A 22,417-nucleotide genomic window follows, 5' to 3' on the forward strand; every position below is an offset into this window, starting at 1 on the left:
AAAAGACAATATTTAATACAGGGATACACACCCCTAAAAACATAACAATATCGCCGGGTTCGGCTCTCTACACAAAATCATTCAAGTTGCATCAAGGCGGCAAGTGAGTGAATCCCGATGAGCTTACTCAGGTAAGTGATTCGGGTGAGCGAACGCAGCCAACGCAGAGGCAGCTTGAAGGATGAAGTGTATATTCTGGAGTCGCTTGAATGATTGATAAGAAATGCACTGGCTTTCGACCAGCCGTTTTGACTGCGCCTGTCTTTATATCTTTTGTATTTGCTACACAGGCGCACGCCTGGCAGCAAGAATATATCGTGACTGACACAGAAAGTCGTACTGCTGAGCGCTATACATGGGATAGCGATCACCAACCGCGCTATGACGATATTCTTGCGGAGCGTATCAAGGCTGCCAGCGATGGGCCAGGCCTGGCGATGACGATGCCGGACGAGACGCCGCTGGACGCGACCAAATCAATGAGCATCGGCTGGAATATGCCGCTGACGGCAGGGATTACGACCGGGCCGGTTGCCGCGTGGAGCTACGATGGCTCGCCTGGCGCGGTATTTACTGACGCGGGCGATATTGGCAGCTATACCGATCCGATGTGGCATGCCAGCATCAGTACGCTGGGCTGGCGCGTGGATTCCCGCTCCTGGTGGGGTGTTCATCCGTGGGCGCAGGTCAGTTATAACCAGCAGTACGGCGAAAATCAGTGGAAAGCCCAGTCAGGCCTTAATCGCATGCCGGGCAGCAATCAGGAAGGCAACTGGGTCGATGTGACGCTCGGCGCTGATATGCTGCTCAATCAACATGTTGCAGCGTATGCGGCGCTCTCGCAGGCTGATAACATGACCACCGGTTCTAACTACCTCTATACCATGGGCGTGAGCGCTCGCTTTTAGATTGTCGGATGGCGCGGGCTTCAGGCCGCGCCATCGGGCGTAAGCTGCACGCAATGTCATTCATTCCACTCTCAGTGCATTTCATTCCGTCCTCAACGCACTTCATGCCTTTTTCCCCCATGGAATACGCGGGTTTCGTTATCGTAGCCGCAGTTAATTCAAGAAGGCATCTTCATCATGAACGCTGCAACTCAAAACCATACTCGCTGGCTGACGCTTATCGGCACCATCATTACCCAGTTTGCGCTGGGGTCAGTTTACACCTGGAGCCTGTTTAACAGCTCGCTCTCCAGCAAGCTGGATGCGCCGGTCAGCCAGGTCGCTTTCTCCTTCGGTTTATTAAGTCTTGGCCTCGCGCTTTCCTCCTCCGTGGCCGGGAAATTACAGGAACGTTTTGGTGTGAAACGCGTCACCATGGCTTCCGGGATTTTATTAGGCGTCGGCTTCTTCCTGACGGCGCACTCGAACAGCCTGATGATGCTATGGCTGAGCGCAGGCGTGCTGGTTGGCCTCGCCGACGGCGCGGGCTATCTGCTGACGCTCTCCAACTGCGTGAAATGGTTCCCGGAACGTAAAGGGCTGATTTCCGCGTTTGCCATCGGTTCTTACGGTTTAGGCAGCCTCGGTTTTAAATTCATCGACAGCCACCTGCTGGAAACCGTCGGTCTGGAAAAAACCTTTATGATTTGGGGCGCCATTGTGCTGGTGATGATTGTCTTCGGCGCGATGCTGATGACCGATGCGCCGCAGCAGGAAGTGAAAAGCGTTAACGGCGTGGTCGAAAATGACTTCACCCTGGCGCAGTCCATGCGTAAACCGCAGTACTGGATGCTGGCGGTGATGTTCCTGACCGCCTGCATGAGCGGCCTGTATGTGATTGGCGTGGCGAAAGATATCGCACAGGGCATGGTACATCTGGATATCGCCACGGCGGCGAACGCGGTGACCATTATCTCTATCGCTAACCTGAGTGGCCGTCTGGTGCTGGGTATTCTGTCCGATAAAATCTCCCGTATCCGTGTCATTACTATCGGTCAGGTCATTTCGCTGGTGGGTATGGCTGCGCTGCTCTTCGCCCCGCTCAACGCGACCACCTTCTTCGCGGCAATTGCCTGCGTCGCCTTTAACTTTGGCGGCACCATCACCGTGTTCCCATCGCTGGTGAGCGAGTTCTTCGGCCTGAACAATCTGGCGAAAAACTACGGTGTGATTTACTTAGGTTTCGGTATCGGCAGCATCTGCGGTTCGCTGATTGCCTCACTGTTCGGTGGCTTCTACGTGACCTTCTGCGTTATCTTCGCTCTGCTGATTATCTCGCTGGCGCTGTCCACGACGATTCGTCAGCCGGCCCAGCCAACACTGCGCCAGATACACGCTCACTAATTGCAAGTCCGAAAAAAGAGGAGCTATGCTCCTCTTTTGCTGTTTCTACCCCCTTTTTTGTCCACTTCCGCACTTGCTTTTTTGTAAATATCTGTAGCGAAAACGCACATCATTGCCACTTTTCCCTCTTACTGTGGTCTACTTAGCCGCGCGTGTACCGAACGGACTCTATTACTCCCGCACAATTGCCTGATGCGCTTACCAGGATGGTTTAGCGCTGGATCTGTTGTTCCCTTTTTTCAGGGTTATTTGCATGCGATATTTAAAAACGATGTCTCAGCAGACGCTGTGCTGGCTGCTGGCTGTTTACATCGGTCTGTTTATGAATGCCTCCGTGTTCCTGCGTCGCTTTGAAGGCTACGCTCAGGACCTCACTTTCTGGAAAGGTGTTGCTGCCATCGTTGAGATGATTGCCGCCGTTCTGATCTGCTTCTTCTTACTGCGCTTGCTGTCGTTATTCGGCAGACGTGTCTGGCAGGTGCTGGCTTCCCTGTTAGTGCTTATCTCCGCGGGTGCCTGTTATTACATGACCACCATGAACGTCATGATTGGCTACGGCATTGTCGCGTCGGTGATGACGACGGATATCGATCTGTCGAAAGAAGTGGTTGGCTGGACGCTGGTTATTTCGGTGGTGCTGATAAGCGCTATTCCGCTGTTCCTTATCTGGTTCAACGGCAGCAACATGACGCTGTGGCGTCAGATTCGCACGCCGGAACTGCGCTGGCGCAGCGTGCTGGTGGTACTGCTGGCCGGTCTGATGGTCTGGGGTCCGGTTCGGTTCCTTGATACGCGCCAGAAGCGCGATGATCGCATCGCGGGCGTGGATATGCCGAGCTACGGCGGCGTACTGGCTAACTCCTACTTGCCGACCAACTGGCTCTCTGCGCTGGGGCTTTACGCCTTTGCCCAGGTAGATGAATCATCCGATAACAAATCGCTGATGAATCCGGCGAAGAAATTTACCTATACGCCGACGCAAAATCTCGATGATACCTATGTGATTTTCATCATCGGCGAAACCACCCGCTGGGACCATATGGGTATGCTGGGGTACGAACGCGATACGACGCCAAAACTCTCTAAAGAGAAGAATCTGGTGATGTACCGTGGTTACTCCTGTGATACCGCGACCAAGCTGTCGCTGCGCTGCATGTTCGTGCGTCAGGGCGGGGCGGAAGATAACCCGCAGCGTACGCTGAAAGAGCAGAACGTGTTTGCGGTGCTTAAGCAGTTGGGTTTCAGTTCCGACCTGTACGCGATGCAGAGCGAGATGTGGTTCTATACCAACACTATGGCGGATAACATCGCCTACCGTGAGCAGATCGCCGCTGAGCCGCGCAACCGGGGTAAAGCCGTGGACGACATGCTGCTGTCGAGCGAAGTTCAGCGCTCGCTGGATGATAACCCTCAGGGTAAACACCTGATTGTGTTGCATACCAAAGGGTCGCACTACAACTATACACAGCGTTACCCGCGCGCCTTCGCCCAGTGGGGGCCGGAGTGCTACGCGGTCGATCGTAAGTGTCCGAAAGACCTGATGATCAACTCGTTTGATAACTCCATCACCTACGTCGATCACTTTATCGATACCATTATCGATCAGGTGCGCGATAAGAAAGCGATCGTGTTCTACGCCTCTGACCACGGTGAATCGATTGAAGAACGCGAGCACCTGCACGGCACCCCGCGCCATATGGCCCCGCCGGAGCAGTTCCGCGTGCCGATGATGGTGTGGATGTCGGATAAATATCTGGAGAATCCATCGAATGCGGCGGCGTTTGCGCAGTTGAAGAAGGAAGCAGATATGAAACAGCCGCGTCGTCACGTTGAGCTGTACGACACCATTATGGGCTGCCTCGGTTACACCTCGCCAAACGGCGGGATTAACGAGAATAACAACTGGTGTCACATCCCGGATGCCAGCAAGAAAGCCACGAATTAACCGGGATGGCGACTTTCTCGCCGAACGGATGGCTTTTTTAAGGTAAGGGATTGACGGGGATGCATCACAGCAGTAAGATGCGCCCCGCATTCGGTGATTGGCGCAGCCTGGTAGCGCACTTCGTTCGGGACGAAGGGGTCGGAGGTTCGAATCCTCTATCACCGACCAAATTCGAAAAGCCCGCTCTATGAGCGGGCTTTTTTGCGTCTGTAGCCACGAGGATGAGAACCTCCGGGGGCAGGGAGGTTCGACTCGAGCGAAGCGAGAGAACGTTGCGCCAGCAACGGCCCGCAGGGCGAGCCACGTAGTGGCGAGTAATCCTCTATCACCGACCAAATTCGAAAAGCCCGCTCTATGAGTGGGCTTTTTTGCGTCTGTAGCCATGAGGATGAGAACCTCCGGGGGCAGGGAGGTTCGACTCGAGCGAAGCGAGAGAACGTTGCGTCAGCAACGGCCCGCAGGGCGAGCCACGAAGTGGCGAGTTATCCTCTATCACCGACCAAATTCGAAAAGCCCGCTCTTTGAACGGGCTTTTTTGCGTCTGTAGTCATGAGGATGAGAACCTCCGGGGGGCAGGGCGTTTACGCCGATCCCGAAACGGTGGATGCACGTATCACCAGCTCCGGCATTTTCCCCTCGCTGTGACCCACCGGTTCACCCGCCAGCACGGCAAAGAGCAGCGTTATCGCCTGACGCGCCACTTCATCAAGATGCATATTGACGGCCGTTAGCGGCGGCAATGATTCCCGCGCACGAATGCCGTCGTAGCGTGTGACGACCCGTATTTGTTCGGGGATGGCCAGCGACTTCTCCCGAAATGCACGCACGGCACCGCTGGCAAAGGTGTCTATCAGCACCAGCACGCCATCGACATCAGGATGCGCCTCTGCGAGCTGACAGGCCGCCTGATAACCCGCTTCTTCCCCTTCATGCTCATTGAGATAATAAACAACCGGAGAGTGTTTCCCCTGACACCAACGTCGATAGGTCGCCTCGGTTTCCTGCATTGATGTACGACAGGTGTTGCCAACAAATAGCGCGCTTCTGCTGGCGCCTGCCGTTTGCAGATGTGAAAGCAGCAGTTGCGCCGTCGCCGCCGAATGTAGCTCAACCCACGGCACCGGTGCGTCGGTTCCAGGCGTTCGACCAATGGTCACACAGGGAATCCCGGCCTGGGCCAGCGCGTCAAGCTGCGGATCGTTTTCTGCCGGTTCAATCAGGATGGCGGCGTCAAAACTCACTGCATCGAGCGGGTTTGCACCGGGGGGCACCAGAATCAACGCGTGCTGTTTATCCAGTGCCATCATCGCCGACGTCAGCGCCACCTCCATCATAAAACCTAACCGCGACGCGCCGGAGGCGATAGTTAACGGCAGTGAAGAGAGCAGCGCGATGGTGTTGGTCTTGCCGGTACGCAGCTGGCGGGCGCGAATGTTCGGCGTGTAATTTAGCGCCTTAATTGCCTCTTCAATGCGCCGCCGCGTTTCGGGTTCGACGAACCGGGTATTGTGTAACGCATTGGATACCGTGCCCGGCGACACGCCTGCGTGGCGGGCAACATCAATCAACTTCGCGCGTTTTTTCTCTTGAGCAGCCATCTGCTTCCTGACCTTCGCAATTTTGCGCACAGGGTAACATATTTACCCGACGATAACGTTTGCCTTTTCTCGCGCAAAAATGCAAAAAACTCTTCATTAAAACGTTTTAATGGGTTATTTTGACGAAAATTTACTCCTCAGGAGGCGATGTGGCACACGTAACGCAGGATCCGACTTTCACCTTAGGACGCCGTCTGGCGGGCCTTATTTATGCAGACAGCGCGAAGAGCTTTGGCGGGTATACGCTCTTTGCTCCGCAAACCGCCGAAGGGCGAGTCTATCTGGTGGATGAGCAGGGCGAGATAGCACACCAATGGCAGCTTCCGGTACGCGCCGGGCGCGATGCGGTGCTGCTGCCAAACGGCAATCTGGGGTATAACGGCAGCCATCCTACCTCAGCAAATCTTTATCCCGCCTGGGATCTCTGGCACGGCGGCGACTTCTACGAAGTGACGCCGGATAACGAAATTGTCTGGCACTACGAAGATATCTATCACCACCACGATGCCCAGTGGTTAACGAACGGTAACCTGTTGTATACCGCTGCCGCGCCGCTGCCCGCCGATATCGCCGCACGCGTCACCGGCGGCGACCCACGTCGCGACGCGCCGGACGGTGTGATTCAAAGCGACGTGGTTAAAGAGGTCAATCGCGACGGGGAAGTGGTGTGGGAGTGGCGTGCGTGGGAGCATCTCAATCCGGAAGACTTCCCGGTGCACGAGATTTTTGACCGTCGCCACTGGCCGATGATTAACGGCCTGTCCGTCACCCGCGATGGCCTGGTCCTGATGAGCCTGCGCACGACGTCCGGCGTGATTGCCGTGTGCAAAGAGAGCGGCAACGTGGTGTGGCACGCGGGGGCGGACGTGGTGGCGCAACAACATACGCCGGTTGAGATGGAAAATGGCGCGATTCTGGTGTTCGATAACGGCAACCTGCGCCCGGGCGTGACCTCGCCACACTCTACGGTGCTGGAATTCTGTCCGCAAACCAAAGCCATTACCTGGCAGTATCGCGATATTTTCCCGCCGGCGTTTTTCTCGCCATATATGGGTAGCGCGCAGCGACTGGCGAACGGCAATACCTTTATCTGCGAGTCGGCGTTTGGCCGCCTGTTCGAAGTGACGCCAGAAGGCGAAACGGTGTGGGAATACATCATTCCGTTCTTTAATGAGTACCCGGAACACCTGAGCAAAGGTATTATTCCAGGCAAACAGAATAGCGCCTTCCGTGCACACCGGTATGCGGCCGACGCGATTGCGTGGCTGAAATAATCTCCGCCGCCAGCCTGTGCTGGCGGTGATTTTTTTGCAGTTTTACGGGAGGCAATCATGCCGCAACCTGGCCTTACCACGCCGGACAACGACGCATTACCCTGGCAAACCACTTTTCTCCTGGCGCTTCAGCACGTGCTGGTTGTCGCCGCCACACCCATCACCTCCGTTTTTCTGATTGCTAAAGCGCTTCACTTTACCGATGCGGTGACCGCGTCAGTGCTAAGCGCCACGTTTTTGATGTGCGGCCTGGGGGCGATTCTGCAAAGCCTGGGCGTGAAGGGCGTTGGCGCGCGGCTGCCGTTTATCATGGTGCCCGGCGGCGCGCCGATCGCCATTTTTGTCGCTATCGCTCTGCAAACCAATATCCAGACGGCGGTTGGCGCGGTGATCTTAACCTCGTTATTCTATTTTCTGGCGCTGCCCGTTTTTCGCCGCTGCCTGCATCATTTCCCGCCGTTTATTATCGGCATTATGCTGCTGATGGTGTCGATTAACCTGATTCGCCTGTATGGCGGGTTGATTATCGGCCAGCCGGGCAGCGCGGATTTCGCCCACCCGACCAGCATTATTTTGTCGCTCGGCACTATCCTGATTACGCTGGTCTTTGCGCTGGCTTTTACCGGGATTTTGCGTCAGCTGGCGGTGATGTTTGGCTTGCTGGCGGGTACCTTGTTGGGGATGATGCTCGGTAGCGCTGATTTTAGCGGCGTAAGCCATGGGCCGCTGTTCAGCGTTCCGCAGCTGTTTCCCTTCGGTTGGCCCGTGTTCAACCTTTCCGCCTCGTTGCCGTTACTGATTTACGCGGTGATTTCTATGGCTGAAGCTACCGGGCAAACGATTGCTACAGCGGAAATCGTTAATTCTACTGAAAATGTACGCGAGGCCATTCCGCGTACTATTCGCGGTGATGCCATTATGTCGCTGTTAGGCGGAATTTTCGGCACATCGCTGATTATTACTTCCGGCGAAAATATCGGCGTCGTGCGCACCACCAACGTGAAATCACGCTACGTCACTGCCGCAGCGGGCGGGCTGCTGATTCTCATCGCGCTGTTCTCGCCGCTGGTGCGTCTGGCGACCTGCCTGCCGGGTCCGGTAGTATGCGGCACGGCGGTGATTGTCTTTAGCATCATTGGCGTAATTGGTATCGATTTGATCGCCCGTGAGCCGCTACACACGCCGGGTAAAACCTACGCGCTGGCGATGGGGCTTTCGATGGGGATGCTGCCAATTCTGGTTCCGGGCCTGTATCAAAATTTCCCGTCGGGCGTGCAGATGGTTTTTGGCAACGGCATGGCGGCAGGGACGTTGACGGCGATTCTGGTCAATTCGCTGTTTAACTGGAGTGAAAAGCGTAACCTGGCCCGCGTGAAAAACTAGGTTCCTGAGGGCAGGCCTTGGCCTGCCCTGGCACGATGAAGCCGCAATGCTTTTAGCCTGTCTGTTCACAATTTTGTGACATATTCCATTGTATTTTTGTATGTATAGATGAATCTTTTTTCGCGTTGCTTATGGGTTACCTCAGCATTTTCGCCTGTGCGTTTTAACGTTCACGGCATTAATCGCTCAGATAATCAGCATATCGAAAGAAATTTTTCATATAATGGCTAATTGTTAATCACTGGATGTTTCAACGTAATAAGTGAATAACTCTGCCTTCTTGCCCGTAGCATAAATTTCTCTGCTGAAAATACCGCCCTGGGGTTTTTTTAATCTTTGCCTGCCAATTCTCACCCTTGTTGTAAATCCCGGATGAGTGTATTGACGTTTTCACATTCTGTTGACAGATTGTAGGGCACGAGGGGCATTTCAGGGAGGATCTGCGCTGCAACTCACACGCTCACCTGAAAGGAATCTCCATCCCCTGTAACGCCTTCGGGCACCACCGACCAGACCGGTTAAAAAACAAATAAAGGCTGGCGGAATAACAACAACACAACACACATAACCTGGAGCACAATAATGAGTATTTCCTTGAAGAAGTCAGGGATGCTGAAGCTTGGTCTCAGCCTGGTGGCGATGACCGTCGCAGCGGGCGTGCAGGCTAAAACCCTGGTTTATTGTTCTGAAGGCTCGCCGGAAGGCTTTAACCCACAGCTCTTTACCTCGGGAACCACCTATGACGCCAGCTCGGTGCCAATCTATAACCGTCTGGTGGAATTCAAAACCGGTACTACCGAAGTTATCCCTGGCCTCGCTGAAAAGTGGGAAGTCAGCGAAGATGGCAAAACCTACACCTTCCACCTGCGTAACGGTGTGAAGTGGCAGGACAGCAAAGATTTCAAACCGACGCGCGACTTTAACGCCGATGACGTGGTGTTCTCGTTCGATCGTCAGAAAAACGACCAGAACCCGTACCACAAAGTCTCTGGCGGCAGCTATGAATACTTCGAAGGCATGGGCCTGCCGGAGCTGATTAGCGAAGTGAAAAAAGTCGACGATCACACGGTTCAGTTCATCCTGACTCGCCCGGAAGCGCCGTTCCTCGCCGACCTGGCGATGGACTTCGCCTCTATTCTGTCAAAAGAATATGCTGACAACATGCTGAAAGCCGGTACGCCGGATAAAGTTGACCTGAACCCAATCGGTACCGGGCCATTCCAGCTGCAGCAGTACCAGAAAGACTCCCGTATTCTCTACAAAGCCTTCCCGGGCTACTGGGGTACCAAGCCGCAGATCGACCGTCTGGTCTTCTCTATCACGCCTGACGCTTCCGTGCGTTACGCCAAGTTGCAGAAGAACGAATGCCAGGTGATGCCGTACCCGAACCCGGCAGACATCGCGCGCATGAAGCAGGATAAAAATATTACCCTGCACGAGCAGGCGGGCCTGAACGTGGGCTACCTCTCTTACAACGTGCAGAAAAAACCGCTCGATGAAGTGAAAGTTCGCCAGGCGCTGACCTATGCGGTGAACAAAGAAGCGATCATCAAAGCCGTTTATCAGGGCGCTGGCGTGGCCGCGAAGAACCTGATCCCGCCAACCATGTGGGGCTATAACGACGATGTGAAAGACTACAGCTACGATCCAGAAAAAGCCAAAGCGCTGCTGAAAGAAGCGGGCCATGCGGACGGTTTCACTATCGATCTGTGGGCGATGCCGGTTCAGCGTCCATATAACCCGAACGCTCGTCGTATGGCAGAGATGATTCAGGCTGACTGGGCGAAAGTGGGCGTGAAAGCCAACATCGTTACCTATGAGTGGGGCGAGTACCTGAAACGTGCGAAAGATGGCGAGCACCAAACGGTCATGATGGGCTGGACCGGTGATAACGGGGACCCGGATAACTTCTTCGCTACCCTGTTCAGCTGTGCGGCGTCAGAGCAAGGCTCCAACTACTCGAAATGGTGCTACAAACCGTTTGAAGATCTGATTCAGCCGGCGCGCGCCACCGACGATCACAACAAGCGTATTGAACTGTACAAACAGGCTCAGGTAGTGATGCATGACCAGGCTCCGGCGCTGATTATCGCTCACTCCACCGTATACGAGCCGGTGCGTAAAGAAGTCAAAGGCTATGTGGTCGATCCGTTGGGCAAACACCACTTCGACAACGTCTCCATCGAATAATTAAAAAGCTGGATTGCTGCGCTTGTCTTCGCCTGCACCTGTAGGCCGGATAAGCGCAGCGCCATCCGGCGTAATACTTTGCCCGTGGCAGTGTACGTGCGGGCCAGGATTTGTGAGCAATACAGACACCCAGTTCCAGGCTGAGTGTTACTAGAGAGAATCCGGGTTATGTTGCAGTTTATTCTCCGACGTTTGGGACTCGTCATCCCCACGTTTATCGGTATTACCCTTCTCACGTTCGCGTTTGTCCATATGATCCCCGGCGACCCGGTGATGATTATGGCGGGCGAGCGTGGTATCTCCCCTGAACGCCATGCCGAACTGCTGGCCGCGCTCGGCCTCGATAAGCCGATGTGGCAGCAGTACCTCCACTATATCTGGGGCGTAATGCACGGTGATTTAGGCGTCTCGCTGAAAAGCCGTCTCCCGGTGTGGGACGAGTTCGTGCCGCGTTTTAAAGCGACGCTGGAACTTGGCATCTGCGCCATGATGTTCGCCGTTGCCGTGGGTATCCCGGTGGGCGTGCTGGCTGCGGTGAAACGCGGCTCTATCTTCGATCACACCGCGGTTGGTCTGGCGCTGACCGGTTACTCCATGCCTATCTTCTGGTGGGGCATGATGCTGATCATGCTGGTCTCGGTGCAGTGGAACCTGACGCCGGTTTCCGGGCGCGTTAGCGACATGGTGTTCCTTGATGACTCGAACCCGCTGACCGGCTTTATGCTGATTGATACCGCCATCTGGGGTGAAGAGGGCAACTTCATCGACGCAGTGGCGCATATGATTTTGCCTGCCATCGTGCTCGGCACCATCCCGCTGGCGGTGATTGTGCGTATGACGCGCTCTTCCATGCTGGAAGTATTGGGCGAAGACTATATCCGTACCGCGCGCGCCAAAGGGCTGACCCGCATGCGGGTGATCGTGGTGCACGCGCTGCGTAACGCCATGCTGCCGGTGGTGACCGTTATCGGTTTGCAGGTCGGTACCCTGCTGGCAGGCGCGATCCTGACGGAAACCATCTTCTCCTGGCCGGGGCTGGGCCGCTGGTTAATCGACGCCTTACAGCGCCGCGACTACCCGGTGGTACAGGGCGGCGTGCTGCTGGTAGCGACGATGATTATCCTCGTCAACCTGCTGGTTGATCTCCTCTATGGCGTGGTGAACCCGCGTATTCGGCATAAGAAGTAAGGGGCCATCATGTCACAAGTCACTGAAAATAAAACGGTGTCCGCACCGGTGCCGATGACGCCGCTGCAGGAGTTCTGGCACTACTTTAAACGTAACAAGGGCGCAGTGATTGGCCTGGTTTACGTGGTTATCGTGCTGTTTATCGCGATTTTTGCGAACTGGATTGCGCCTTATAACCCGGCCGAACAGTTCCGCGACTCGCTGCTCTCCCCGCCGGTCTGGCAGGAGGGCGGAAGCTGGGCGCATTTGCTGGGTACGGATGACGTGGGCCGTGATGTGATGTCGCGCCTGATGTACGGCGCGCGCCTGTCACTGCTGGTCGGTTGTCTGGTGGTGGTGCTGTCGCTGGTGCTGGGGGTTATCCTTGGGCTGGTGGCGGGCTACTTCGGCGGCCTGGTCGATAACGTCATTATGCGCGTCGTCGATATCATGCTGGCGCTGCCGAGCCTGCTGCTGGCGCTGGTACTGGTGGCGATTTTCGGCCCGTCGATTGGTAACGCCGCGCTGGCGCTGACCTTCGTTGCGCTGCCGCACTACGTGCGTCTGACGCGTGCCGCCGTGCTGGTGGAAGTCAACCGCGACTACGTTACCGCGTCTCGCGTGGCGGGGGCGGGGGCGATGCGCCAGATGTTCGTCAATATCTTCCCGAACTGCCTTGCGCCGCTGATTGTTCAGGCGTCGCTCGGCTTCTCTAACGCCATTCTCGATATGGCCGCCCTTGGCTTCCTCGGCATGGGTGCGCAACCGCCAACACCGGAGTGGGGCACCATGCTCTCCGACGTGTTGCAGTTCGCGCAAAGCGCCTGGTGGGTCGTGACCTTCCCCGGTCTGGCGATCCTGCTGACGGTGCTGGCATTTAACCTGATGGGTGACGGTCTGCGTGACGCGCTCGATCCCAAACTGAAGCAGTAAGAGGTTCGAGATGGCGTTATTAAATGTAGATAAATTATCGGTGCACTTCGGTGAAGTGGGTGCCGAATTCCGCGCCGTAGACCGCATCAGTTATAGCGTAGATCAGGGCGAAGTGGTCGGGATTGTTGGCGAATCCGGTTCCGGTAAATCGGTCAGCTCGCTGGCGATTATGGGGCTGATTGACTATCCAGGACGCGTAATGGCAGAGAGCCTGGCATTTAACGGCCAGGATCTGAAGCGTATTTCTGAGAAAGAGCGTCGCAATCTGGTGGGCGCTGAAGTGGCGATGATCTTCCAGGATCCGATGACCAGCCTTAACCCGTGCTACACCGTCGGTTTCCAGATAATGGAAGCGATTAAGGTGCATCAGGGCGGCAATAAGAAAACGCGTCGTCAGCGGGCGATTGACCTGCTGAATCAGGTCGGCATTCCTGACCCGGCCTCGCGTTTAGACGTTTATCCGCATCAACTTTCCGGTGGGATGAGCCAGCGCGTGATGATCGCCATGGCGATTGCCTGTCGGCCAAAGCTGCTGATTGCCGATGAACCGACAACGGCGCTCGATGTGACCATTCAGGCGCAGATCATCGAACTGCTGCTGGAGTTACAGCAGAAAGAGAACATGGCGCTGATCCTGATCACCCACGATCTGGCGCTGGTAGCGGAAGCTGCGCATAAAATTATCGTTATGTATGCAGGCCAGGTGGTGGAAACCGGCGCCGCGCACGATATTTTCCGCGCGCCGCGCCACCCCTACACCCAGGCGCTGCTGCGCGCGCTGCCGGAGTTTGCCCAGGACAAAGCGCGTCTGGCGTCGCTGCCGGGCGTGGTACCGGGCAAATATGATCGCCCGAACGGCTGTCTGCTGAATCCGCGCTGCCCGTACGCCACAGACAAATGCCGTACTGAAGAGCCGAACCTGAACCTGCTGGACGGCGCGCGTCAGTCCAAATGTCACTACCCACTCGATGACGCCGGGAGGCCTACACGATGAGTACGCAAGAGGCCGCTCTGCAACAGCCGTTGTTGCAGGCAACCGATCTGAAAAAATACTACCCGGTGAAGAAAGGGCTGTTTGCCCCTGAACGCCTGGTGAAAGCGCTGGACGGCGTGTCGTTCACGCTAGAACGCGGTAAAACGCTGGCGGTAGTGGGGGAGTCCGGCTGCGGGAAATCGACGCTGGGCCGTCTGCTGACCATGATTGAAACCCCCACCGGCGGGGAGCTTTCTTATCAGGGGCAGGACCTGCTGAAACACGATCCGCACGCGCAAAAGCTGCGTCGGCAGAAAATTCAGATAGTCTTCCAGAACCCATACGGTTCACTGAACCCGCGCAAAAAAGTGGGGCAGATTCTGGAAGAGCCGCTGCTGATTAACACGTCGCTCAGCAAAGCCGAACGCCGCGAAAAAGCGCTGGCGATGATGGCGAAAGTGGGCCTGAAAACGGAACACTACGACCGCTATCCGCATATGTTCTCCGGCGGCCAGCGTCAGCGTATCGCTATCGCCCGTGGGTTGATGCTCGACCCGGACGTGGTGATTGCCGACGAACCGGTTTCCGCGCTGGACGTTTCGGTGCGCGCGCAGGTGCTCAACCTGATGATGGATTTGCAGCAGGAGTTGGGGCTGTCTTATGTCTTTATCTCGCACGACCTGTCGGTAGTGGAACACATCGCCGATGAAGTGATGGTGATGTACCTGGGCCGCTGCGTGGAGAAGGGTACCAAGGACCAAATCTTCAATAATCCGCGTCATCCGTATACCCAGGCGCTGCTATCGGCAACACCGCGTCTGAATCCGGACGATCGTCGCGAGCGTATTAAGCTCACCGGTGAACTGCCAAGCCCGCTGAATCCACCGCCGGGTTGTGCCTTCAACGCCCGCTGCCGTCGCCGCTTTGGGCCCTGCACCCAACTCGCGCCGCAGCTCAAAGAGTATGGTGGTCAACTGGTTGCGTGCTTCGCTGTAGACCAGGATGAAAACCCTGAAAAGGCGTTATAAGGTCTGGAAGGCAGCGCGCATATTGCGAGATTGCCAGGTGAAGGGAATAAACAGATAAGCGTAGTATCGACGCCAGGCCGGGTTCGCCCGGTCAGGTGCAATGTTGCGGGGGCTTGATCCCCGGCGGCATTGGTTGCTGGAAAGAGAAAACCCCCGCACGTTGTGAGGTTTAACCTGACAACATAACGGGGGCTTATCTTGACTCTAGACAATTCAAGAATAGCCGCGAACCGTTGTCATTTCAAGCAAGGCGGCTATATGACGTTCGCACAACTCTGTGTGATCTTCTGGCACGATCTGGCAGCGCCGATTCTGGTGGGGATTATTACCACCGCAATCGTGAGCTGGTGGCGTAACCGGAGATAACATGCAGGCGGGCGTCAGGCTGTCGAGATGGCAACGTGCGCCCGAATCGGGCCGCAGGGGTGACATCCTGCGGCCTTTTTTGCTTACTGCGGATACGGTACCCAGTCGCCGCCGTTCAGGCGAACGTATGGTTTACCCTGGTACTGCATCACAACGGCGTTGGAGTTCTCGGAGACCGGGGCCGTTTGCGGCAAGCTGTTGGTATAGGCCTGCCAGTCCACGCTATCCTCATTAAACATCTTACCGTCAACGGCGCGGGCAACCAGTTCGGAGACCGCAAGGTAGCTGCTCGGCTGATCGATAACGATCGGCGCGCCCTGATGCGGTGCTTTCATACCAAAGAATTTCACCGCGGCGGGAACGTGCGTAATGGATGGGCTCGGAATATCGCGCAGGCCAGACACCTGCATTTTATCGCCCTGTAGCGCCGCGCCGTGTTCCGGCACCACGACCACCATCACTTTACGCCCCGATTTTTCCAGTTCGGTAAAGAAGGTATCCAGCTCATCAAACAGCTTCTGCGCACGCGCTTTGTAGTCGGCGGTTTTGCTCTGGCCCTGATAGTGGTTACCGTCGTGCAGCGGCAGAATATTAAAGAAGGTTGCGGTGCGTTTTTCCGCCCCCTGGCCTTCCGATTCTTGCCAGCGTTTCAGAACGGCAAGGTCGTCATATACCGGCGAGCCGTCGAAGGAGAGCAGGTTAACCGGCAGTTTGCTTTGATCCATCAGCGGGCTTTGCACGCCCCCGTTATCACGTATTTCTTTCAGGAAGCCACCGAAGACGCCGTTGTGATCCAGCATCAGCTGCTGCGCGAAGCCCAGTTTGCTCAGGTTATCGAACAGGTAGCACTGGTTACCGGCAGGCTGATACAGATTGGTATGTGACGGTTGACCGCAGCTGGCGCGCAGCAGGCGAATCGCCGCCGGGCCGCTGTAGGAGGTCGCCGAGTTGAAGTTGGTAAAGCGAATATCAAAGTGCGACCACAGCGGGTGCTGCATCAGACCAGCCGCTTCAATATCGGCATTCGACAGAGAGCAGATGTTGATCACCAGCAGTTCAAACGGCTGGGCATCGGCAGGCAACGCGTCCGGGAATTTGGTCGAACGCTTTTCTTCCGATTGATAGAAACTGTTCAGCCAGGCGTTGAGATTGGCGGAAGTCGGCGGCGCGGTTTGCGCCGGAATATCACCAACAACCGGCGTATTGCCCGCCGTGGCGACCGTCGCGGCCGCCGTGCCGCCGGTGGTGGTCACGGTGTTGGTTGGCTGACCGCCAGGGAACAGGCTAAAGGAAGGGCCAACCAGCGTAATCAGGTTCAGCCAGACCATCGCGGCAACCACAAACACGGTCACGCGGATCCACTGGGTTAAGAACAGCCAGGCGACCAGCAGCACAAAGAAAGCGCCAACCATCTGCCAGTTGATAAAGCGGGTTACCAGATCCCAGATATAGTCCGCGCTGAAGCCGGCGACCTGCGAGCCCTGACTCATGATGCTTTCCGGGCCAGGCAGCCAGGTATCATGCCAGAAGAGGGCGAAGCCTATCGGGATGGCAATCCAGTTGCGCCATTTGTGCAGGCGGCGATTGGGCAGCGGAAACAGCAGAAACGCCATAAACACCAGGTTCTGCATGGCGTGGAAATTGAGGTAACCGGCCCACAGCAGGCCGAACTTTACCAGGAAATAAAAGTTCCAGCCGGACAAGCCGCGCCAGTATTGCCAGAGCGGCGATGAGGCCGTGGCGGTTTGGGTTGATTGGGTCATTTTTCTGTTTTCGCTCTGGAACTTGAACCCCGGCGGACGACGCCAGCCGGTTTGACATAACGCGGTTTAAAGAACATCAGCCGGAAGGCGTTTTCGATGCGGCGCTGGTAGTGGCGCGTCAAATATCCCAGCGGGAAGAAAAGCAGCGCGCACAAGACAACTAACTGAATAATATCGCTTATCGACATCATGATGACTGTTCTCCCGTGTCAGCGGATAAACGATGCGGTTCCGGATACCGACGCCAGTGACGGCCATCGTGCGTGGCGTTGATAATTTTGCCCGGCTGGGTGGTCACCGGCAGCGGCTTCGTCCAGCGCTCCGGCTTCACGTCCTGCATGTTCACCAGTTCTGCCGCGATTTGTTTATCTTCAAACCAAATCACCCGGTTAGAGAAAATGTCGCCCGTCGGCAGCGGGAAAATATGGTTCAGGGCGATATCGAGATCGTTGACCCGGCAAAAGGATAAAAAGATCATCAGACGCTTGTCGGCAATGGTGGCGATATCGCCCATGCGGTGCGGGCGGCACAGGGTCAGCGCTTGTTCAACGCGCAAGCCCGGCGCTGGACGCAGCGCGACCAGCACGCCTTTACCATCGGCAGGCAGCAGCGGGTTGCTGACGATTTTCTGTACTGCCTCGCAGAAGACGTCCCATTTCAGGTAGCCTTTAAGCTTTAATGGTTCGGTATTACTGAACAGCGTAGCCAAATCTTCCGGTACACGGCGGCTGAATTGCTGATTTTGCACGCTTTCAATTAACGTCAGGCAACGCGAAAGCGCCGAACTGTGAGAGATAACCAGGTTTGCGCCGCAGCTTAGCAGCAGGCGCTCGTCGGTGGCGCGCAGGCTGGGCACGCTTTCGCGCACCACGATTTTCAACGCTGTACCGCGCTGGCGTCGCAGCGTGTGAATATAACGCGCGAGCTGTTCAATCTGGCTATTCTGGCCCATTACGAAAATAACTGTCGCCGCCTGTGCACTGCGCGCGGCATTAAAGACGGCGTCGTTGGTATCGAAAACGGACCAGTGCTCCGAAAGCGGCGGGGCCCCTTCCAGAAAAGCAATATTGCTGAATACCGCTTTTTCATCAGTACGCGGCTGAACATTTGCCAGCTCTTCCTGAACTAATTCCAGACCGTTATCGTTTTGCCTGATGAGAAGTTGCTGACGGGCGCTTACGCCTTTTTCATTTGCCCAAAAAGCAATGTCAAAAAGCAGACCATCGCCCTGGTAACGTAAACTTGCCAGTCCGGCAAGCGAACCGTACTCACTTAACAAACGCGAGGTTTGGGCATCAGAATTGTTTCCGGGGCTGAGAATCAAGAGCGTGCAACGATGGTATTTTACCCATTTATTGGATTTACTGAGCCAATCATGAAATTTTTCTGGAGGAATATTTTTCCATGCATTATTGCTGCATAAAACCACAACCAGAAAATTTGTTGGGTCGATTGAACAGAGTAAATCGCGGCGCATAAAGTATAGACTGCTTTCATTTTCCTGCATGGAAAAAAGATCTATTTTTTGAGGCCCGCAGTCTTCGTCTAACTTTATGATTTTCTTTGGATCTGAACCCATGCACACCACCGCGACCCGCGCTTCTTTTGGTTGCGCGGAAAGGGTTTGGTTGAGCAGGCTGACAGCGTCTTCATGGCGATCGGTATTAATCCACCACATGCCGCCGGTCGGCATGTGACTGACTTCGTCCCATAATGACTGAATACCAATAGAAAATATGGGGTTCATCGTGTCCTTCTTTTTGCTGATTAGCCTGCATATCAGTTTACTAGCGAAAGCAGCAGAATAAACCTAAGATTGAAATTAAATAACATCAGATTTAGCATGTAAACGAATTTCAGGAAAAGCTTACTTAGCACCGTAGCGTAGTTCCTGGTTTATTCCATAGGGATCGACAAAAATGCCTGATAATGAACCCATGACTTCGTCAGATTCGACGCTCGGTTATACATTTCAGAATGACTTCCTGGCGTTGAGCCGGGCATTTTCTTTGCCAGATATTGATTACACCGATATTTCTCAGCGCGAACAACTCGCCGCAGCCTTTAAGCGTTGGCCTTTGCTGGCTGAGTTTGCAGAACAAAAAGTCGAACAAAAATAAGGAAGCCATAATGGCCATTCTGGGATTACAGGGCGTGCGTGGCGGGGTGGGAACCACTTCCGTTACGGCGGCGCTAGCCTGGTCATTGCAACTACTTGGCGAATCGGTGCTGGTGATTGACGCCTGCCCCGATAATTTGCTGCGCCTGTCATTTAATGACGACATCGCCCACAAAGGCGGCTGGGCGCGCGCGGTACTTGACGGTGAAGACTGGCGCGACGCCGGGATGCGCTACACCTCGCTGATTGATGTTTTGCCGTTTGGCGCGCTGACGCCGGGCGAGCGCGAAAACGTTCTGTCGCTGGCGGATAAGTTTGCGGAAATTACCGCCATTGCCGAAGCGCTCCAGCGTCAGGGAGAGCATCGCTGGATCCTCCTCGACCTGCCGCACGGTTTTTATCCGTGGACGCAATCTCTGATGGCGGCCTGCCATCATACGTTGATGATTGTCCAGCCGGACACCAACTGCCACGTGCGTCTGCACCAGCAGGCGCTGCCGGTGAATGCCCATCTCCTGATTAACGACCTGCGCGTCGGCAGTCAGCTCCAGGAAGATTTGTATCAGGTATGGCTGCAAACTCAACGCCGCCTGCTGCCGATTGCCGTGCATCGCGACGAAGCGATGGCCGAGTGTATGGCGGCGAAGCAACCGCTGGGCGAATATCGTCACGACTCGCTGGCGGCGGAAGAGATCCTGACGCTGGCGAGCTGGTGTCTGCTGCATTACGCCGGTGCTCCCGCTTCTGAGGAGTCCGCATCATGATAAGCCTGAGCGCCTGGCTGTTTGCGCCGGAAGCCTATGCGCGCCTGCATGCGCGCTATCAGGGCTATCGTCGCGCGGGCGCATCCTGTTTTAGCGCGTCGCTGGGCTGCTTTTGGGTGGCGCTGGTGTGGGCGTTTATTCCGCTTGAACAGGCGAACTGGCAGCGGCTGATTGCCCGCCAGGATGAGCTTTATCCCCATATTGACGCCCAGCGTCCGCGCCCGCTCGACCCGCTACGCTATCTGCTGCAAAGCGTATGGCTGCTGGCGACGAAGCGGCCTGAGCCGGCTAAGCGTCCAGGCTGGCGCTCGCTGGCGGCGGTGCAGGGCGTGATGGGGCGCTATCATCAGTGGGTGGAGGCGATTCCGGCGAAGGTCAATGCGCGAACCGGACACCTCGATAGCCATAAAGAGCTGGCGCACATCAACCCGAAAATCCGCCGTATTGTGCTGGGCGTGGTGGTGACGCTGTCGCTCGCGCTGGCGCTGATTTGTATCACCCAGCCCTTTAACCCACTCTCTCAGTTCATCTTCCTGATGCTACTGTGGGGCGTGGCGCTGCTGGTCAGGCGCATTCCTGGGCGCTTCTCGGCGCTGATGCTGATTGTGCTGTCGCTTACCGTTTCCTGCCGCTATATCTGGTGGCGCTATACTTCGACGCTTAACTGGAACGATCCGGTGAGTCTGGTGTGCGGCCTCATTCTGCTGTTCGCTGAAACCTACGCGTGGATTGTGCTGGTGCTGGGTTATTTCCAGGTTGTCTGGCCGCTCAACCGCCAGCCTGTTCCGCTGCCAAAAGACATGAACCAGTGGCCGACGGTCGACATTTTTGTCCCGACCTACAACGAAGACCTCAACGTGGTGAAGAACACGGTCTACGCGTCGCTGGGTATCGACTGGCCGAAGGATAAAGTGTCAATCTGGATACTGGATGACGGTAATCGTCCTGAGTTTCGTCAGTTTGCGAAAGACGTCGGCGTCGAGTACGTCGCGCGTAGTACCCATGAGCATGCGAAAGCCGGGAACATCAACAATGCGCTGAAGCTGGCGAAAGGCGAATTCGTGTCGATTTTCGACTGCGACCACGTGCCTACCCGCTCGTTCCTGCAAATGACCATGGGCTGGTTCCTGAAGGACAAAAAGCTGGCGATGATGCAGACGCCGCACCACTTCTTCTCGCCCGATCCGTTTGAACGCAACCTGGGCCGCTTCCGTAAAACGCCGAACGAAGGCACGCTGTTCTACGGCCTGGTGCAGGACGGTAACGACATGTGGGATGCGACCTTCTTCTGCGGTTCCTGCGCCGTTATTCGCCGTAAACCGCTGGATGAAATTGGCGGCATTGCCGTTGAAACGGTGACGGAAGATGCGCACACCTCGCTGCGTTTGCACCGTCGCGGCTATACCTCTGCGTATATGCGCCTTCCGCAGGCGGCGGGGCTGGCGACGGAGAGTTTATCCGCGCATATCGGCCAGCGTATTCGCTGGGCGCGCGGGATGGTACAAATCTTCCGTCTCGATAACCCGCTTACCGGCAAAGGGTTGAAGTTCGCGCAGCGGCTCTGTTACGTCAACGCCATGTTCCACTTCTTGTCCGGCGTGCCGAGGCTTATCTTCCTGACTGCGCCGCTCGCTTTCCTGTTGCTGCACGCTTACATCATTTACGCCCCGGCGCTGATGATTGCGCTGTTTGTCCTGCCGCACATGATCCACGCCAGCCTGACCAACTCGAAGATTCAGGGCAAATACCGCCACTCCTTCTGGAGCGAAATCTACGAGACGGTACTGGCGTGGTATATCGCACCGCCAACCCTGGTGGCGTTGATTAACCCACACAAAGGCAAATTCAACGTTACGGCGAAAGGCGGGCTGGTGAAAGAGGAGTATGTCGACTGGGTGATTTCCCGGCCTTACATCTATCTTGTTCTGATAAACCTGGTGGGCGTGGCGTTCGGTATCTGGCGCTATATGTACGGCCCGGAGGATGAAATTCTCACGGTCTGGGTCAGCCTGGTGTGGGTCTTCTACAACCTGATTATCCTTGGTGGCGCGGTGGCCGTGTCGGTTGAAAGCAAACAGGTTCGCCGCTCGCATCGCGTGGAGATCAAAATGCCTGGCGCGATTGCCCGCGAAGACGGTCATCTCTTCTCCTGTACGGTGCATGACTTCTCCGACGGCGGGGTGGGGATCAAAATTAACGGCGACGCGCAGGTGCTGGAAGAGCAGAAAGTGAATCTGCTGCTCAAACGCGGCCAGCAGGAGTACGTCTTCCCGACGCAGGTGGTGCGCGTGTTTGGCAACGAAGTTGGCCTGAAACTGCTGCCGATGACGACCCGTCAGCATATCGATTTTGTTCAATGTACCTTCGCGCGCGCCGATACCTGGGCGCTCTGGCAGGACAGCTATCCGGAAGATAAACCGCTGGAAAGCCTGCTGGATATTCTCAAGCTCGGCTTCCGGGGCTATCGCCATCTGGCGGAATTCGCTCCACCGTTTGCAAAAGTAATTTTCCGTACGCTCACTTCGCTGGTGGCCTGGGTGGCTTCTTTTGTCCCGCGTCGCCCTGAGCGTGAAGCTGTGCAGCCGCACTCACAGCCGGTTATGGCTCAACAATAATGATGATT

At 55.9% G+C, this 22,417-nt stretch carries 18 protein-coding genes, 1 tRNA gene and 2 other RNA genes; 17 read left to right on the plus strand and 4 right to left on the minus strand.

Annotated elements, in window-relative coordinates; genetic code table 11:
* The first annotated feature begins 209 nt into the window (after window positions 1-209).
* The 6 genes from G163CM_RS18965 to G163CM_RS18990 all read left to right on the plus strand — a co-directional run bounded on the left by G163CM_RS18965 (window position 210) and on the right by G163CM_RS18990 (window position 4,738).
* On the plus strand, window positions 210-908 hold the full coding sequence (locus G163CM_RS18965; protein WP_231825963.1) for an autotransporter domain-containing protein: 699 nt from the start codon (window positions 210-212) through the stop codon (window positions 906-908).
* A 177-nt stretch (window positions 909-1,085) separates the two neighbouring features.
* Entirely contained in the window at window positions 1,086-2,291 is a 1,206-nt protein-coding gene (locus tag G163CM_RS18970) for an L-lactate MFS transporter (protein WP_015962561.1), read from the plus strand.
* A 253-nt stretch (window positions 2,292-2,544) separates the two neighbouring features.
* Window positions 2,545-4,236, plus strand: a complete 1,692-nt coding sequence (gene eptB / locus G163CM_RS18975) for a kdo(2)-lipid A phosphoethanolamine 7''-transferase (protein WP_231825964.1) — start codon at window positions 2,545-2,547, stop codon at window positions 4,234-4,236.
* A gap of 91 nt (window positions 4,237-4,327) precedes the next feature.
* A tRNA-Pro gene (locus G163CM_RS18980) sits at window positions 4,328-4,404 on the plus strand.
* Window positions 4,405-4,437: 33 nt separating this feature from the next.
* Window positions 4,438-4,571: non-coding RNA, RtT sRNA (locus G163CM_RS18985), on the plus strand.
* Between the two features lie 33 nt (window positions 4,572-4,604).
* Window positions 4,605-4,738: non-coding RNA, RtT sRNA (locus tag G163CM_RS18990), on the plus strand.
* A gap of 79 nt (window positions 4,739-4,817) precedes the next feature.
* On the opposite strand, the gene G163CM_RS18995 is transcribed toward G163CM_RS18990, so the two are convergent.
* Window positions 4,818-5,834, minus strand: coding sequence for a LacI family DNA-binding transcriptional regulator (locus G163CM_RS18995; RefSeq protein ID WP_231825965.1), 1,017 nt, complete (start codon window positions 5,832-5,834; stop codon window positions 4,818-4,820).
* A gap of 149 nt (window positions 5,835-5,983) precedes the next feature.
* On the opposite strand from G163CM_RS18995, the gene G163CM_RS19000 reads away from it, so the two are divergent.
* The 8 genes from G163CM_RS19000 (at window position 5,984) to G163CM_RS19035 (ending at window position 15,148) form a co-directional block, all read left to right on the plus strand.
* Entirely contained in the window at window positions 5,984-7,108 is a 1,125-nt protein-coding gene (locus G163CM_RS19000) for an aryl-sulfate sulfotransferase (RefSeq protein ID WP_231825966.1), read from the plus strand.
* A gap of 57 nt (window positions 7,109-7,165) precedes the next feature.
* Window positions 7,166-8,491 carry a uracil-xanthine permease family protein gene (locus G163CM_RS19005; RefSeq protein WP_231825967.1) on the plus strand — a complete coding sequence of 442 codons (1,326 nt, stop codon included), beginning with the start codon at window positions 7,166-7,168 and terminating at the stop codon, window positions 8,489-8,491.
* 582 nt (window positions 8,492-9,073) lie between these two features.
* Window positions 9,074-10,681: a dipeptide ABC transporter periplasmic-binding protein DppA gene (gene dppA, locus G163CM_RS19010; RefSeq protein ID WP_231825968.1), complete on the plus strand. Its 1,608-nt coding sequence runs from the start codon at window positions 9,074-9,076 to the stop codon at window positions 10,679-10,681.
* Window positions 10,682-10,849: 168 nt separating this feature from the next.
* The gene (gene dppB / locus G163CM_RS19015; protein ID WP_231825969.1) at window positions 10,850-11,869 is read left to right on the plus strand and encodes a dipeptide ABC transporter permease DppB; all 1,020 of its coding nucleotides are present in this window, start codon (window positions 10,850-10,852) and stop codon (window positions 11,867-11,869) included.
* Window positions 11,870-11,878: 9 nt separating this feature from the next.
* Window positions 11,879-12,781, plus strand: a complete 903-nt coding sequence (gene dppC / locus G163CM_RS19020) for a dipeptide ABC transporter permease DppC (protein ID WP_231825970.1) — start codon at window positions 11,879-11,881, stop codon at window positions 12,779-12,781.
* 10 nt (window positions 12,782-12,791) lie between these two features.
* A complete protein-coding gene (dppD, locus tag G163CM_RS19025; RefSeq protein WP_231825971.1) occupies window positions 12,792-13,775 on the plus strand; it encodes a dipeptide ABC transporter ATP-binding protein in 984 nt (327 codons plus the stop codon).
* On the plus strand, window positions 13,772-14,782 hold the full coding sequence (gene dppF / locus G163CM_RS19030; protein WP_231825972.1) for a dipeptide ABC transporter ATP-binding subunit DppF: 1,011 nt from the start codon (window positions 13,772-13,774) through the stop codon (window positions 14,780-14,782). The genes dppD and dppF overlap by 4 nt, the downstream gene beginning before the upstream one ends.
* Before the next feature lie 258 nt (window positions 14,783-15,040).
* Window positions 15,041-15,148, plus strand: a complete 108-nt coding sequence (locus G163CM_RS19035) for a type I toxin-antitoxin system toxin Ldr family protein (RefSeq protein WP_041686144.1) — start codon at window positions 15,041-15,043, stop codon at window positions 15,146-15,148.
* An 83-nt stretch (window positions 15,149-15,231) separates the two neighbouring features.
* On the opposite strand, the gene bcsG is transcribed toward G163CM_RS19035, so the two are convergent.
* Genes bcsG through bcsE form a run of 3 tightly spaced genes read right to left on the minus strand, consistent with a single transcriptional unit; the run spans window position 15,232 to window position 18,658 of the window.
* Window positions 15,232-16,911, minus strand: coding sequence for a cellulose biosynthesis protein BcsG (gene bcsG / locus G163CM_RS19040; protein WP_015962568.1), 1,680 nt, complete (start codon window positions 16,909-16,911; stop codon window positions 15,232-15,234).
* Window positions 16,908-17,102: a cellulose biosynthesis protein BcsF gene (gene bcsF, locus G163CM_RS19045; protein ID WP_015962569.1), complete on the minus strand. Its 195-nt coding sequence runs from the start codon at window positions 17,100-17,102 to the stop codon at window positions 16,908-16,910. The genes bcsG and bcsF overlap by 4 nt, the downstream gene beginning before the upstream one ends.
* The gene (gene bcsE / locus G163CM_RS19050) at window positions 17,099-18,658 is read right to left on the minus strand and encodes a cellulose biosynthesis protein BcsE (protein ID WP_231825973.1); all 1,560 of its coding nucleotides are present in this window, start codon (window positions 18,656-18,658) and stop codon (window positions 17,099-17,101) included. The genes bcsF and bcsE overlap by 4 nt, the downstream gene beginning before the upstream one ends.
* A 172-nt stretch (window positions 18,659-18,830) precedes the next feature.
* Between bcsE and bcsR the strand changes: the two genes are divergently transcribed.
* Genes bcsR through bcsA form a run of 3 tightly spaced genes read left to right on the plus strand, consistent with a single transcriptional unit; the run spans window position 18,831 to window position 22,409 of the window.
* Entirely contained in the window at window positions 18,831-19,031 is a 201-nt protein-coding gene (gene bcsR, locus G163CM_RS19055) for a cellulose biosynthesis protein BcsR (RefSeq protein ID WP_015962571.1), read from the plus strand.
* Between the two features lie 10 nt (window positions 19,032-19,041).
* The gene (gene bcsQ, locus G163CM_RS19060) at window positions 19,042-19,794 is read left to right on the plus strand and encodes a cellulose biosynthesis protein BcsQ (RefSeq protein WP_015962572.1); all 753 of its coding nucleotides are present in this window, start codon (window positions 19,042-19,044) and stop codon (window positions 19,792-19,794) included.
* A complete protein-coding gene (gene bcsA / locus G163CM_RS19065) occupies window positions 19,791-22,409 on the plus strand; it encodes a UDP-forming cellulose synthase catalytic subunit (protein ID WP_015962573.1) in 2,619 nt (872 codons plus the stop codon). The genes bcsQ and bcsA overlap by 4 nt, the downstream gene beginning before the upstream one ends.
* Window positions 22,410-22,417 lie beyond the last annotated feature (8 nt).

The sequence above is a fragment of the Pseudocitrobacter corydidari genome, assembly GCF_021172065.1.
GTDB lineage: Bacteria > Pseudomonadota > Gammaproteobacteria > Enterobacterales > Enterobacteriaceae > Pseudocitrobacter > Pseudocitrobacter corydidari.

Excerpts from the sequence above, each read along its gene's own strand:
- G163CM_RS18965 (WP_231825963.1), top strand. The coding sequence starts at position 210 with ATGATTGATAAGAAATGCACTGGCTTTCGACCAGCCGTTTTGACTGCG.
- G163CM_RS18970 (WP_015962561.1), top strand. The coding sequence starts at position 1,086 with ATGAACGCTGCAACTCAAAACCATACTCGCTGGCTGACGCTTATCGGC.
- eptB (WP_231825964.1), top strand. The coding sequence starts at position 2,545 with ATGCGATATTTAAAAACGATGTCTCAGCAGACGCTGTGCTGGCTGCTG.
- G163CM_RS18995 (WP_231825965.1), bottom strand. The coding sequence starts at position 5,834 with ATGGCTGCTCAAGAGAAAAAACGCGCGAAGTTGATTGATGTTGCCCGC.
- G163CM_RS19005 (WP_231825967.1), top strand. The coding sequence starts at position 7,166 with ATGCCGCAACCTGGCCTTACCACGCCGGACAACGACGCATTACCCTGG.
- dppA (WP_231825968.1), top strand. The coding sequence starts at position 9,074 with ATGAGTATTTCCTTGAAGAAGTCAGGGATGCTGAAGCTTGGTCTCAGC.
- dppB (WP_231825969.1), top strand. The coding sequence starts at position 10,850 with ATGTTGCAGTTTATTCTCCGACGTTTGGGACTCGTCATCCCCACGTTT.
- dppC (WP_231825970.1), top strand. The coding sequence starts at position 11,879 with ATGTCACAAGTCACTGAAAATAAAACGGTGTCCGCACCGGTGCCGATG.
- dppD (WP_231825971.1), top strand. The coding sequence starts at position 12,792 with ATGGCGTTATTAAATGTAGATAAATTATCGGTGCACTTCGGTGAAGTG.
- dppF (WP_231825972.1), top strand. The coding sequence starts at position 13,772 with ATGAGTACGCAAGAGGCCGCTCTGCAACAGCCGTTGTTGCAGGCAACC.
- G163CM_RS19035 (WP_041686144.1), top strand. The coding sequence starts at position 15,041 with ATGACGTTCGCACAACTCTGTGTGATCTTCTGGCACGATCTGGCAGCG.
- bcsG (WP_015962568.1), bottom strand. The coding sequence starts at position 16,911 with ATGACCCAATCAACCCAAACCGCCACGGCCTCATCGCCGCTCTGGCAA.
- bcsF (WP_015962569.1), bottom strand. The coding sequence starts at position 17,102 with ATGATGTCGATAAGCGATATTATTCAGTTAGTTGTCTTGTGCGCGCTG.
- bcsE (WP_231825973.1), bottom strand. The coding sequence starts at position 18,658 with ATGAACCCCATATTTTCTATTGGTATTCAGTCATTATGGGACGAAGTC.
- bcsR (WP_015962571.1), top strand. The coding sequence starts at position 18,831 with ATGCCTGATAATGAACCCATGACTTCGTCAGATTCGACGCTCGGTTAT.
- bcsQ (WP_015962572.1), top strand. The coding sequence starts at position 19,042 with ATGGCCATTCTGGGATTACAGGGCGTGCGTGGCGGGGTGGGAACCACT.
- bcsA (WP_015962573.1), top strand. The coding sequence starts at position 19,791 with ATGATAAGCCTGAGCGCCTGGCTGTTTGCGCCGGAAGCCTATGCGCGC.